Genomic DNA, 12,186 nt, shown 5'->3' with positions numbered 1-12,186 from the left:
CACTGACCCGTTCACCACCACCTGCCGCTGCCTCCCATGGAAATCTTTGGTGTCTCATTGCCGGGCCTGCTGAGCCAGCTCCTTCTGGGGCTGGTCAATGGCTCGTTCTATGCCATTCTCAGCCTCGGACTTGCCGTGATCTTCGGCCTGCTCAACGTCATCAACTTTGCCCATGGGGCGCTGTTCATGACGGGGGCCCTGATGACCTGGATGGCCATGAACTACTTCGGCATCAACTACTGGTGGATGCTGGTGTTGGCTCCGCTGGTGGTGGGCTTGTTCGGGGTGTTGATCGAGCGCCTGTTGCTGCGCTGGATCTACAAGCTCGATCATCTTTATGGCCTGTTGCTCACACTGGGTCTCACGCTGCTGATTGAAGGCGTGTTCCGTTCCATCTACGGTGTATCGGGCCTGGGCTACGACACGCCAGAACTGCTGGAAGGTGCCACCAATCTTGGTTTCATGATCCTGCCCAACTACCGGGCCTGGGTGGTGGTGGCCTCGGTGGTGGTGTGTCTTGCCACCTGGTATGTGATTGAAAAAACCAAGCTGGGCGCCTACCTGCGCGCCGGCACCGAGAACCCCCGCCTGGTGGAAGCCTTCGGCATCAACGTGCCGGTGATGGTGACACTGACCTATGCCTTCGGCGCAGCGCTCGCGGCCTTTGCCGGTGTGCTCGCTGCACCGGTGTACCAGGTCACGCCGCTGATGGGCCAGAACCTCATCATCGTGGTGTTTGCCGTGGTGGTGATTGGTGGCATGGGCTCCATCATGGGCTCCATCCTGACGGGATTGGGGCTGGGCGTCATCGAAGGCTTCACCAAGGTCTTCTATCCCGAAGCATCGTCCACCGTGGTGTTTGTCATCATGGTCATCGTTCTCCTCATCCGCCCCGCCGGCCTGTTCGGCAAAGAGAAATAAGGGGCAGCCAGCATGAATCTCAAGAACACTGCCTCCATCGGTTATGGGCTGCTGCTGCTGGCCCTGATTGCCGCGCCATTCCTTGGCGCCTATCCCATCTTTGTGATGAAGCTCATGTGCTTTGCACTGTTTGCTTCGGCGTTCAACCTGCTGTTGGGCTACACCGGCCTGCTGTCTTTCGGGCACGCTGCCTTCCTGGGGGGGGCGGCCTATGTGGCCGGGCATGCCATCAAGGTCTGGGGGCTCACGCCCGAAGTGGGGCTGCTGCTGGGAACGCTCGGCGGAGCCTTGCTGGGCCTGCTGTTCGGCTGGCTGGCCATCCGTCGCCAAGGCATCTATTTTTCAATGATCACGCTCGCGTTGGCGCAGATGCTGTTCTTTGTCTGCCTGCAGGCGCCCTTCACCGGGGGTGAAGATGGCCTCCAAGGCGTGCCACGCGGCAAGCTCTTTGGCCTGATTGATCTGCAAAGCGATCTGGTCATGTACTACGTGGCGCTGGTCATCGTGGTGCTGGCATTCCTTGTCATCGTGCGCACCATCCATTCACCGTTTGGCCAGGTGCTCAAGGGCATCAAGGAAAACGAACCCCGTGCCATCTCGCTGGGCTATGACACCCACCGCTTCAAGCTGCTCGCCTTCGTGCTGTCGGCCGCGTTGGCGGGGCTGGCGGGTTCGCTCAAGACCTTGGTGCTGGGCTTTGCCACGCTGTCGGACGTGCACTGGACCGCCTCGGGCCAGGTCATCCTGATGACGCTGGTAGGGGGCCTGGGCACCCTGTCGGGGCCGCTCATCGGCTCGGCCGTGGTGGTGCTGCTCGAAAACAAGATTGGTGAGTTCGGCAACCTGCTGGCCGCCCTGACGAGTGTGGAGTGGTTCAAGACGCTGGGTGAGTCAGTCACCATGGTCACGGGCCTTATTTTCGTGGTCTGCGTACTGGCGTTTCGCCGCGGCATCATGGGTGAGATCATCGCCTGGCTGGCACAGCGCCGTGCCGATGGCCCAGCCAAACACTGACGTTGTGGCCGCTTATACCGGGCGGCCTCAACCCCCAATCAATAACCGCTGCAGCCTTTACAGGCGCAGCGGTTTTGCATATCCGGTCATCTCCAGGTAGCCCCGGCCTACGGGCTGCCCTGCGCTGTCCATCAAGTCGGACAGACCCTCCCAGTAGATCGCCCCGGTGGATCCACTGCTGTCCAGCTCCTGGTTGTCCAGCAAGGCGCGCACCTCAAAGACGCCTGCGGGCGTCTGCACCCGCCACTGCACCGGGTAGCGTGCCCCGCTCTGCGGGCTGGCCCAGATGCGTTGGGGCGTGAACACCACGGCCTGCGCGTCAAATACCTGCACCGGCTGGCCCGGTGTTCGCAACGAACCCCCGGCCCACAGGGCCGAGCCATCTGCACGGCGCAAGCGGAACGCCGTGAGCGCACTGCCATCGCGCAGGTTCATGCCGATCCAGTCCCAGCCCTGGGCTTCGGGGTGCAGCAGGGCCTCGCTCCATTCATGGTCCATCCACGCGCGACCACTGCCGGGGCTCACGCCCATGCGCTTGCCCTCCACTGTCAGGGTGCCGGTCACGGCGAGTTGTGGTTGGCTGTAGTAATAGCTGGCCTGTGCAGCATCGGGCCCCTTGCGCGACAAGCCTTGCTGGCCCTGCAGCAGCACCGGTTGGGTGCTGTCGAATTGGAGGTCCATGCCGAATTCGCTGCCTGCAATCTGGGCGGTGTACCGGCTGACCGGAAAGTCTGGCTTGCTGTGCGCCGTATTGCTCCGCGCGAGCGTCCAGTCCTGCAACCGTATGGAGGTGTCGGCCTCGCTGGCCTGGGCCACGCCAAAACCTGCGCGCGCAATGCGCTGGTCATGCAGCAGGCGCTGGCCCTGCACATTGGTGATGGCCGCGTGTGCGAACAGCAGTTGCTTGGCCGCAAACGCAGACTGCAGGTTTTGCGTGGCATCCACCCGCGAGCGAAAGAACGTGAGCTGAAATCCCCACGGCCTGCCCTGCGCCTGCACATGGCCTGTGATGTACCACCACTCGGTGCGTAGCTCCGGGTGGCTGCCATGGTCGCGCGGAAAGGTCAGTGTGCGTGCTGGCAGGGCGCGGGCGGCCTGGGGCAGCAGCGTCAGTGCCATGCCGCCCAGGCCTCCCATGCCCAGTGGCACCTGCATGGCCAGCCACTGGCGGCGTGTGGCAAAGGTGCCCGCGGGCGATGGCGCAGCAGGGACTGGTGGCGGGACGGGTGGCACAGGGCGCTTTGCGGGTGTCAGCCGATGAGGGCGTCGATTTTTTGCTGGGCTGCCGAACAATCTCCGAAAGAGCGGTCCACCCACTCGGTATCGAAATACGTGGGCAGATACCGCTCCCCTGCATCGCACAGCAGCGACAGGATCGAGCCACGCTCGCCCCGCTCTCTCATCTCGCTGGCCAGCGTGAGCATGGCGACGAAGTTGGTGCCCGTAGATGGCCCCACGCGCCGCCCCAGCAGCTGCGACAGCGCACGCATTGCGGCGATGGATTCCACATCGGCCACATCCACCATGCGGTCCACCAGCGTGCGGATGAAACTCGGTTCCACACGCGGGCGGCCGATGCCTTCAATGCGCGAGCCGGGCGCCGTCAGTGCGGCATCCCCCGTGCGGTGGTAGGCGCTGAACACCGAACCTGCCGGGTCGGCCACACACACCTCGGTGGTGTGCCGCTGGTAGCGCACATAGCGGCCAATCGTGGCGCTGGTGCCCCCCGTGCCCGCGCCCACCACGATCCAGCGCGGCACCGGGTGCGGCTCGCGCGCCATCTGCGTGAACATGCTCTCGGCGATGTTGTTGTTGCCGCGCCAGTCGGTGGCGCGCTCGGCGTAGGTGAACTGGTCCATGTAGTGGCCGCCTGTCTCCGCCGCAATGGTGCGGGCGGCTTCGTACACGGCGCCCGCGCTGTCCACAAAGTGGCAGCGCCCGCCGTGGAACTCGATCTGCGCCACTTTCTCGGGCGAGGTGCTGCGCGGCATCACGGCCACAAAGGGCAGGCCGAGCAGTCGCGCAAAGTAGGCCTCGCTCACGGCGGTGGAGCCGCTGGACGACTCGACGATGGTCGAGCCCTCGTGCACCCAGCCATTGCACAGCGCGTACAGAAACAGTGACCGCGCCAGCCGGTGCTTGAGACTGCCCGTGGGGTGGGTGGATTCGTCCTTGAGGTACAGGTCAATGCCGTGCGTGGCAAAAACGGGCAGGCGCAGCGGGATCAGGTGGGTGTCCGCGCTGCGTTGGTAGTCAGCTTCGATGCGGGCGATGGCCTCGTGAAGCCAGGGGGAAGCGGGGGGCTGTTTCTGCATGGGCAGCATTGTCGCAGCCCGCCTAGCCTGTGCCGCAGGGGTGGTCAAAGGCCGTAGAACGCCTGGTTGGCCTCAATGCGCTGGGCCTGGGCTGCCGGGTAGTGGCGCTCGGCCAGCAGACGTTGCAGAGCGGCGCGACCCAGGTCACGGTGGGGGGTATAGAAGGCGCTCACGGCCAGTTCGTCCAGTGCACGCCAGGCGTACACCTGCGTGTCTACAAAAAGAATGTCGGGAGGCTGAGGTATCTGCGAAGCCTGCAGGGCAAACACGGTGGCCAGCGCATGTTCGGCACGCTCACGGTGGTAGCGGGCCAGTTCACACAGGGGCTCGGCACGCTGGGGGCGGGCTGCGTAGGCGGCCAGATAGGCCTCGCGCACGGTGGCAACAGGGGCCTGGTTACGTTCGTGCAGCACGGCGATCTGGAACAGTGCATACCAGCGCTCTTCGTCCCAGCCTCCCATATCCACCCGGCGCTGGTACCACTGCAGGCTGGGCTCGATCTTCCCCGCATCGCGGCAGCTCTGGGCCAGGTAGAAGACGTTGCGCGTGTTCGTGGGGTCGTCCCGCACGGCCTGCTCCAGCAAGGCCATGTCGCGCAGGTAGGTTTCCAGGTCGCGTGCACGGGCACCATCATGGGATACGTGGATGACAGGCCCCTGCAGCGTTTGCCAGGGGCCGTGCTGCTTGGCGGTCAGGTACTCGTGCAACACGCCCTCCCAACGCCAGCTGATGCGTGTGGCCACAAGGCTGTTGCGCTGGTACTCCCAGCCGTCCATGTGGCAGGTCAGGGTGTACCCGTCGGCCGAGAGCGCGGGCCAGGTAAAACCTGACGGCACCCGCAGTTGCTCATCGGCGTCAATGAAGAGCAGATAGCCGCCATAGGGGCGCGCTAGTTCCAGTGCTTCGTTGCGGTTGTGCGCAAAGTTCTTCCAGGGGCGCTCGAACAGCGTGCCGGGAACGCCTTGCATGAAATCGCGGACGATGTCTTGCGTGCCATCGGTGGAACCCGTGTCCACGATGACCCAGTGGTCTATCAAGGGCTTGACCGAGCCGAGGCACCGGGTGATGACCGGTGCCTCGTTCTTGACGATCATGTTGAGGACGACGCGAGGCATATGTCTTCAGCGAGGGATTTGGAGGCTGGGTGTGTATCCCCCCAGACGGCGTGCAGCCCCTTGCGTTCGGTCTGAACTCAGTCCCGTGGATGCGCCATTCTTGTACAGCGCAAGAGCGATGGAGGCCAACGCATCCTACTGGCAGATTGCATAAGCTTGCGCTGACAGTGCACCCCAAATTGAGTATTCACAGGTCCATTTGTCGGCCGCAGAGGGGTAGCCACCTCCAAAATAGCTGCCGTTGGCCCCTGCTGTTGCGCGGCAGCCCCCACTAACCACTGTTTTTCCTACTGAGCAAGTTGCGGTGACCGTGACCTGGTCACCTCCAGCTGGATCACCCATGCCGCCGAAAGTCCAGCTGTCGCTGTTGGAGACGGTGGCCAATGTCACTGTTCCAGCCCCTGTGGCGCCCGTGGCTCCGGTGGGGCCTATCGGGCCTTGAATCCCCTGGATACCTTGTGGCCCGGGTACCACGCTGTCTGCCCCGGTTGCACCGATGGGGCCCATAGCTCCTAGGGCCCCCGTGGCTCCTGCAGGTCCTGTCGCACCGGTCGCACCGGTCGCGCCAGTAGCCCCGGCCCCGGTAGCTCCAGTTGCACCGGTGGCGCCGGTAGGTCCAGTAGCACCCGTCGTACCGGTAGTGCCTGCAGCGCCCGTGACCCCGGTAGGTCCAGTCGGGCCTAATGCTCCCGTGGGGCCTGTCGGTCCGGTTGCGCCGGTAGCTCCGGTGCCGATGCCCCCCGCGCAGGGCCCCAGGCGACCCGTGGGGCCATCAAAGCAGGTGAGATTGGTATTGGGCGTTGCACCGCTCAGGCCCGGGGCCCGCACTTCGCCGCTGTCCTGCACGCGAAAACGCTCCTGGGTGCCCGTGGAGTTCTTGATCACAAACCCGCCGCCGCTCGGCACCGTGGCAGAGATGTCGGCGGCCAGGGCCACTGGGCTGTACAGAGCGTATGCCGCGCCCAAGGTGACAACCAGATGAAGGGGTTGGAATCTAAGTGTCATGGCAGGTGGGTGTTAAAGGTGGTGATGGGTGAGGCGCCATGGACCTTCGGGGTCAAACGTCGTATTCGTACTGCGTGCTGCGGAGCGCCCCTGATTCAAGGCGCGTTTTACGTGGGCAGTCTGTTGTTGCCCGCAACTCAATGGGCACGCCCGTGGGGAGGATCAAGCGCTTCAACCCGGGCCTGCGGTACTCAAGGGGTGAACGAAAGCGGCGCCGCAATGCTGTTCGGCAGCCCCACGCTGGCAGGCGTGACCAAGGTCAGCGGGAACATGTGCTGGGTGGAAGCCGATGTAGTGCAAGTTCCTGACACGTTGTCCTCGATGGAGTTCACGTCGATACCCAGCGTGGCTTGCGAAACAGGCGTGGCCAGGCCGTTGGCGTCGGGGTTGGACAGCGTATAGAGCTGCCCTGTCGATCGGTAGACCACGGTCTTCGCAAAGCGCTGGTTGCTCGAAGTACCCCCGCTGCCGCCATACGGTGTGCCTGTGCAGTCGGTCGACACAAAATAAATGGAAGACTCGTTTTGGATCGTTCCGTTGAAGCGTAGCTTGACGTAGTGCTTGGTGGACGTCATGACGGCCACATAGGACTGGCTGCTCACGGATATGTCGATGACCGTGCCAAGGCTGGTGCTGCTGTTGTCTCGAACCCCCAGGCCGCCGCCGGCTGCACCAGCTGCCCCGGTAGCGCCCGTCGCCCCCGCAGGGCCTGTGGCGCCTTGAACCCCTTGAATCCCCTGGGCGCCCGTGGGCCCGGCGACGGAGCTGTCTGCACCAGTGGGGCCGGTAGGGCCGGCGGGGCCTTGGGCACCTGTGGGGCCCTGCACGGCGCTGGCGGCCCCGGTGGCGCCAGTGGGGCCTGCGGCGCCAGTGGCTCCCACCGCGCCCGCCGGTCCCGTTGCACCCGTGGCGCCAGTAGCACCTGCGCCGGTGGCACCGGTCGCGCCTGTGGGCCCTGTGGGCCCGGTAGCACCTGTCGCACCGGAGCCAATGCCTGCGGCGCAGGGCCCAAGCCGACCGGTGGGGCTGTCAAAGCAGGTGAGGCTGGTATTGGGCGTGGCGCCGCTCAGGCCCGGGGCCAGCACTTCGCCGCTGTCCTGCACGCGAAAACGCTCCTGAGTGCCCGTGGAGTTCTTGATCACAAACCCGCCGCCGCTCGGCACCGTGGCGGAGATGTCGGCGGCCAGGGCTACCGGGCTGTGCAGGGCATAGGCGGCGCCCAGGGCTCCGATCAGGCGCAGAGAGTGAGGCAGGTATTTCATGGTGGAGATCTGTGGAGGCCTGAAAACTCAGCTGCGTGGAGCGGCTGCGACGTGGCGTTGGCGCTGCCAGAAGGGCGCCATGCCCATCAGCAGTGCCAGCAGCATCAGGCCGTATTCGCTCAGCGTGGGGATGTTGGTCGCCACCGCAGCGCCGCCGATCTGCACATTGCCCGCCAGGGATGTGAAGGCCTGGTTCACCGTGGCACCCGGGCCCAGGTTGATGACTGCCGTGCCGCCGCCAGAGGAGATCAGCTGGATGTTTTGTCCCGGTGCGCCCTGCAGCGTCAAGGTGCCCAGCACGGTGATGTTGGTGCCGGCTGGAATGACGAAGGTGCGGCCCGTGGTGCTGCTCAGGGTCAGGTTCTGGAACACCAGCGTGCCCGACAGCTGGCTCGTGTTGCCGGTGCAACCGTCCGTGAGCGCCACCGTGCCGGACCCGGGATTGAAAGTGCCCGAACTGCTCAGGTCACCGCCCACGGTCAGCAGACCGGAGCCACCGTTGAACACGCCCGTGCCAGCGACGTTGAGGTTGCCGCTGGTCGAGAACTGGCCCGTAATGATGTTCAGGGAGCCCTCTACCTGCACGGGGAGGCACCCCATGTCGATAGAGCCGCCGGGCACATCGAATGAACTTCCAGCAGGGATGGTGAATTGTGCCCAGGCAGGTGCTACCAGGCCGCAGCAAAGCGCAGCCATGGCTGCCATTTGGCGAAATATCGATTTCATTGAACTCCCTCGGGTTGCGCGGCGGCCCTCTTTGTGGGGCCAAGAGGCGGCGCGTCTGGTCTTGAATCAGGGTGGCTGGACATGGGGCTGCTGGCTGTTGGCACGGTGCGCCGGTATGGCTGGCAACCCCGGGATCGGGTTTGATTGGTGATGGATGATTATCAAAATCTGCAGGGATTGCAAACAATTTTTAACCAAACTATCGGAACTTGACAGACCGCCCGCCGTTCACCAATCTTCCTTGACCGCCATCACCGCATCGCGCCCAGCCGCAGCCCGCCCTGCCAGCCACGCCGTCACCGTGCCCGAGGCGACCACGGCCACACACAAGCCCAGCAGGCGCCCGGTGGGCAGGCTGAGGTCCATGGTCCAGTGAAAGCTTTGCGGGTTGACCACGTGCACCAAGACCACCGATACGGCCAGGCCCAGCAGCAAGCCTGCGGCCGCGCCCACGCCAGTCCAGGCAGCGCCCTCGCCAGCCACCACGGCCAGGATCTGGCGGCGCGTCAGACCCAGGTGGGCGAGCAGGCCAAACTCCTTGCGGCGCGCCAGAATCTGGGCGCTGAAGCTGGCGGCCACACCAAACAGGCCGATGCCGATGGCCACGGCCTGCAGCCAGTAGGTGACGGCGAAGCTGCGGTCAAAAATGCGCAGCGAGCGCTCGCGGATCGCGCCCACCGAGACGAATTCCACCAGGGCCTCATCCGCCGCGCTGGTGCCGTCCCGGGCCGGGGGCACACGGCCCGCCTGGGCTGCCGCCACTGCGCGGATCGCATCCTGCAACGCCGTGATGTTGATCTCTTCTGCGGGCCACAGCGCCAGGTCGCTGGTGCGGGCGTCGCCCGTCAGGCGCAGCCACACGGCGCGGTCCATCGCCACGGCGCCCGACTGCCGTGCATAGTCGCGCCACACGCCTGCTATGTAAAAGATAGCTGTTTGCGCTTTTCTATCAAGCGCCAGGGGGATAAAAGCATCAGAAAGTGCGGGCCACTCCATGCCGGGGCGCAGTCCATACAGGTCCACCACCGCCTCGCTGACGTAGACGCCAGTACGCCCGGCGGGCACGGGCAGGGCTTCGCCCACCAGGGGCAGGTGGCGGGCGGGGTCGGTGCCCAGCGGGCGGCTGATGACCATGAGCGCGGGGCGCGTGGCGTCGAGCTGCAGCGGGCTGGCGCGCAGGGCTTGCACACGCGCGAGGCCGGGCAACTGTGCGACTGACTCGGCGAAGCCTGCCGGCAGCAGTGCGGCCTCGCTGCCCGGCGCACCCAGGGCCGAGCGCACATACAGGGGCGATGGCAGCACAGCGTCCAGCCACTGCGTGACCGAGCCACGAAAGCTTGACACCATCACCGTCAGCGCGACGGCCAGGCTCAGGCTGGCCACCACCCCGCCTACCGCGATAGCGGCCGTGCCACGCATGCGCCGAGCGCGCTCCAGTGCCAGCAGCGCCAGGGCGTGGCGTGCGGCTAGCGGCTGCAGGCGGTGCAGTAGCCAGGCCATGGCCCAGGGCAGCACGGCAATGCCACCCACCAGCAGCAGGCCGATGGCCAGGTAGGCGGCCAGTGGTATGCCAAAAACGGGTGGTGCGCTAGTCAGTATTGCGCCAATAGCTATCAAAATGATACCAATCCAGCCTTGGCCCGCCTGGCTGGACACTGTGCCCAGGCCTTTCAAGGTTTGCGCGGGCGGCAGCGTCTGCGCGGCGCGCGCGGGCCACCAGCCACCCACCAGTGCTGCCAGCACGCCCAGTGCGCCATAGGCCAGGGCTGCTGGCGCGCTCCACTGCAGCACCGGTTGCACCCCTGCAAAGTAGCCGCCGCCCAGGTCGCCCCCCAGCAGCCGCAGCGCAGCGGCGGCCAGGGCTGTACCCAGGGCGATGCCGGCGGCGCTGCCCACCACGCCCAGCACGGCGGATTCGGCCAGCACCAGCGCCAGGCGCTGGCGCGGTGTGGCGCCCAGCACGGCCAGCAGCGCAAACTGCGGCGCACGCTGTGCCACGCTGAGCGCCAGCACCGAGAACACCAAAAATGCGCCCGTGAACAAGGCCACCAGCGCCAGCACCGTGAGGTTGACCCGGTAGGCGCGCGACAGGTTGCTGATGCGCTGCGCCGCGTCGCCCGGCTGCGCAAACACCACCTGCGCCGGCCAGCCGGGCAGGGCGCGCACGGCCTGCTCCCACGCGCTGCGGTCGGTGCCGGGCTGTAGCTGCAGGTCAATGCGGCTGAGCTGGCCGGCGCGGCCAAACAGGTCTTGTGCGGCACCGATGTCCATCACTGCCAGCGGTGCACCCCCCGCAGCCACCGTGCCGGCAACGCGCACCGGCCATTGCTGCAGCCCGGCCTGCAGCAGCAACCGTGGCGACGGTTCTGCCGAGGTGGGGGGCGTGGTGGGCAGGCCCAGAGCCTGCAGCGCTGCTGTATTGAGGAACACCGTGGCCGGTGCAAAGAGGGCGAGCCGGTCGGCGCCCGCCCAGGGCTGTGGCATGAGCGCGGGGGCCATGGCGGGCAGCAACAGGGCGTCCACGCCCAGCACGCGCAGTGGCGTGGGGGGTGGAGTGGGTACGGTCGCCGTACCCGACCCCTGCCGCAGGGCCCGCGCCACGGCCGACAGCTCCAGCAGCGGGCTGGCGCGTGCCACCTGCGGATGGGTGGCAAGCTGCCCGTACAGTGCCTCAGGCAAACTACCCTGCATGGCCCGAAGCTCCAGGTCAGGTTGCCCGTTGACGGCTCGCACGGCCTGGGAGAATTCATCCAGCGCAGACGCGTTGATCACATGCACCGCAAACGCCAGCGCCACGCCCAGCATCACCGCCGCCACTGCCGCAGCACTGCGCCAGGGGTGGTGGCGCAGGTCCTGCCAGGAGAAGGTGCGAAGCAGCGCAAGCATGGCCTGCATTGTGGCTGCTGGCGGGGCGCCTAGCGGATCCGGCGGATGAACGTCGCATGGCAACCCGACCGCTGGGTTGCCGGGTTGGTGCTTGGCTTGGATGCCCAGGCCAGCCTCGGCCCGGTAGTTGGCATTCCTTGTCAGAAGTGCCAACCATGAACGCTCTCTTGTACCGCTTGTCTAGCGCAGTGACAGCCCGGTCGCCGCGCGTGCCAGCAGTTCGCGGGCGGTGTCCAGGTCCGAGCCGACATGGCGATCAATGCGCCGGATGAAGGGGCAGGTGAGCACGGCCAGTGCATGCCCCTGGGGCCCGAGGATGGGCATCGAAATGTCCGTGACGCCATAGGCCTGCTGGCTGTCGCCTTGCCAGTGTCCCAGCGTGCGGATGCGGTCCAGAATGGCCTGCAGCTCGGCCTCCGGCATGGGCACCTCACCCTCCAGCGCGTCGTGTTCTGCCAGCATTTCGGTGCGGCGCTGCTCGGACTGAAACGCCAGCACCACATGGCCCGATCCGGTATCGATCAGGCTCACCCGCACCCCGAGCCGGATGGACAGCCCCCAGTTGCCCGGGCCATTGACCTGCGCCACCACGGTGATGTTGCCCCGGTTGTAAATGCCCAGGTGGCACGACTGCTCGGCCGCCGTGGCAAAGGCTTCCATCGCAGGCAGGGCCTGCGCCACCAACCTTTCGATGGGCGGGTGCCGGTGCCCCAGCACAAACAGCTTGAGGCTGAGCGCATAGCGGTCGCCTTGCTGCGACCGCGTGACGTAGTCCCGCGCGACCAGGCGCTCGAGCATGCGGTAGATCTCGCTCGGCCCGCGGCCCATGGCCTTCACGATCTCGGCGCGTGTCAGGCCGTGCGGCTGCTCTGCCAGCAGCTCGAGGATGTCCAGCCCTTTGTCGAGGGCGGGGGCGCGGTAGCGGTCGTTGGGTTCTGTCAT

9 protein-coding genes are annotated in these 12,186 nt (G+C 66.0%); 2 read left to right on the top strand and 7 right to left on the bottom strand.

Going from position 1 to position 12,186, the window contains the following annotated elements; all coding sequences use genetic code 11:
• Positions 1-36: 36 nt before the first annotated feature.
• Positions 37-921: a branched-chain amino acid ABC transporter permease gene (locus ASE39_RS00930; RefSeq protein ID WP_010463953.1), complete on the top strand. Its 885-nt coding sequence runs from the start codon at positions 37-39 to the stop codon at positions 919-921.
• A 12-nt stretch (positions 922-933) separates the two neighbouring features.
• Positions 934-1,935 (top strand): branched-chain amino acid ABC transporter permease, encoded by a 1,002-nt coding sequence (locus ASE39_RS00925; RefSeq protein ID WP_010463954.1) that lies wholly within the window; start codon positions 934-936, stop codon positions 1,933-1,935.
• A gap of 57 nt (positions 1,936-1,992) precedes the next feature.
• Here the strand turns inward: ASE39_RS00925 and ASE39_RS00920 are convergent, their stop codons facing one another.
• The 7 genes from ASE39_RS00920 to ASE39_RS00890 all read right to left on the bottom strand — a co-directional run bounded on the left by ASE39_RS00920 (position 1,993) and on the right by ASE39_RS00890 (position 12,186).
• The gene (locus tag ASE39_RS00920; RefSeq protein ID WP_057270286.1) at positions 1,993-3,072 is read right to left on the bottom strand and encodes a carotenoid 1,2-hydratase; all 1,080 of its coding nucleotides are present in this window, start codon (positions 3,070-3,072) and stop codon (positions 1,993-1,995) included.
• Between the two features lie 113 nt (positions 3,073-3,185).
• Positions 3,186-4,259 (bottom strand): PLP-dependent cysteine synthase family protein, encoded by a 1,074-nt coding sequence (locus ASE39_RS00915; RefSeq protein ID WP_199864224.1) that lies wholly within the window; start codon positions 4,257-4,259, stop codon positions 3,186-3,188.
• A gap of 35 nt (positions 4,260-4,294) precedes the next feature.
• On the bottom strand, positions 4,295-5,365 hold the full coding sequence (locus tag ASE39_RS00910; RefSeq protein ID WP_057269912.1) for a glycosyltransferase: 1,071 nt from the start codon (positions 5,363-5,365) through the stop codon (positions 4,295-4,297).
• A 1,196-nt stretch (positions 5,366-6,561) separates the two neighbouring features.
• Positions 6,562-7,632, bottom strand: coding sequence for a hypothetical protein (locus ASE39_RS27240; protein WP_057269911.1), 1,071 nt, complete (start codon positions 7,630-7,632; stop codon positions 6,562-6,564).
• A 27-nt stretch (positions 7,633-7,659) separates the two neighbouring features.
• Positions 7,660-8,358, bottom strand: a complete 699-nt coding sequence (locus ASE39_RS00900; protein WP_242421336.1) for an IPTL-CTERM sorting domain-containing protein — start codon at positions 8,356-8,358, stop codon at positions 7,660-7,662.
• 228 nt (positions 8,359-8,586) lie between these two features.
• Positions 8,587-11,253 carry an FtsX-like permease family protein gene (locus ASE39_RS00895; protein WP_057269910.1) on the bottom strand — a complete coding sequence of 889 codons (2,667 nt, stop codon included), beginning with the start codon at positions 11,251-11,253 and terminating at the stop codon, positions 8,587-8,589.
• 171 nt (positions 11,254-11,424) lie between these two features.
• On the bottom strand, positions 11,425-12,186 hold the full coding sequence (locus ASE39_RS00890; protein ID WP_057226923.1) for an IclR family transcriptional regulator: 762 nt from the start codon (positions 12,184-12,186) through the stop codon (positions 11,425-11,427).

This window comes from Acidovorax sp. Root267, from assembly GCF_001429215.1.
Lineage (GTDB): Bacteria > Pseudomonadota > Gammaproteobacteria > Burkholderiales > Burkholderiaceae_C > Acidovorax > Acidovorax radicis.
This window is presented reverse-complemented; position numbering and strand designations above follow the sequence as displayed.

What these genes read in the sequence shown, in the direction of transcription:
- ASE39_RS00925 (WP_010463954.1), top strand. Translation starts at nt 934, where the DNA reads ATGAATCTCAAGAACACTGCCTCCATCGGTTATGGGCTGCTGCTGCTG.
- ASE39_RS00920 (WP_057270286.1), bottom strand. Translation starts at nt 3,072, where the DNA reads ATGGGAGGCCTGGGCGGCATGGCACTGACGCTGCTGCCCCAGGCCGCC.
- ASE39_RS00910 (WP_057269912.1), bottom strand. Translation starts at nt 5,365, where the DNA reads ATGCCTCGCGTCGTCCTCAACATGATCGTCAAGAACGAGGCACCGGTC.
- ASE39_RS00895 (WP_057269910.1), bottom strand. Translation starts at nt 11,253, where the DNA reads ATGCAGGCCATGCTTGCGCTGCTTCGCACCTTCTCCTGGCAGGACCTG.
- ASE39_RS00890 (WP_057226923.1), bottom strand. Translation starts at nt 12,186, where the DNA reads ATGACAGAACCCAACGACCGCTACCGCGCCCCCGCCCTCGACAAAGGG.
- ASE39_RS00900 (WP_242421336.1), bottom strand. Translation starts at nt 8,358, where the DNA reads ATGAAATCGATATTTCGCCAAATGGCAGCCATGGCTGCGCTTTGCTGC.
- ASE39_RS27240 (WP_057269911.1), bottom strand. Translation starts at nt 7,632, where the DNA reads ATGAAATACCTGCCTCACTCTCTGCGCCTGATCGGAGCCCTGGGCGCC.
- ASE39_RS00930 (WP_010463953.1), top strand. Translation starts at nt 37, where the DNA reads ATGGAAATCTTTGGTGTCTCATTGCCGGGCCTGCTGAGCCAGCTCCTT.
- ASE39_RS00915 (WP_199864224.1), bottom strand. Translation starts at nt 4,259, where the DNA reads ATGCTGCCCATGCAGAAACAGCCCCCCGCTTCCCCCTGGCTTCACGAG.